We start from the raw sequence: 525 nt of genomic DNA, 5'->3' as shown, positions 1-525 counted from the left end.
ATGGGGGAGTGCAGACTTTCATGTGGATGTGTGAAGACAACATCGTGGAAGTACCATTCGACAATGAACACCTTTTCGAGCAAATCCTGAGTCCTGCCAATCTTAATCGAGCCTATAAGTCAGTGATTGGTAACAATGGCTGTGGCGGTATCGACAAGATGTCATGTGAACAATTGTTTTCATGGCTATCAGCCAATAAAGATGCGCTCATCCTTTCCTTGATGGACGGTTCTTACCGTCCGAACCCCGTCAGAAGGGTAGAAATCCCCAAGGACAATGGCAATATGCGCCTTTTAGGAATCCCCACCGTGGTAGACCGTTTGGTGCAACAAGCCATTAACCAGGTTCTGACCCCTATCTATGAGTGCCAATTCTCGATGAGAAGCTACGGCTTCCGTCCAAGAAAAGGTTGTCATGACGCACTGCGAGGGGCGCAAGAAATAATCAATGCAGGCTACATATATGTAGTAGACCTTGACCTCGAGCGCTTCTTCGATACCGTGAATCATAGCAAACTCATAGAAA

1 protein-coding gene is annotated in these 525 nt (G+C 46.9%); it reads left to right on the top strand.

Annotated elements, in window-relative coordinates:
* Positions 1–525, top strand: a 525-nt coding sequence (locus B5F25_RS20990) for a reverse transcriptase domain-containing protein (protein WP_241148470.1), incomplete at both ends; no start/stop codon positions are given.

This window comes from Bacteroides sp. An19 (genome assembly GCF_002160215.1).
Lineage (GTDB): Bacteria > Bacteroidota > Bacteroidia > Bacteroidales > Bacteroidaceae > Phocaeicola > Phocaeicola intestinalis.
This window is presented reverse-complemented; position numbering and strand designations above follow the sequence as displayed.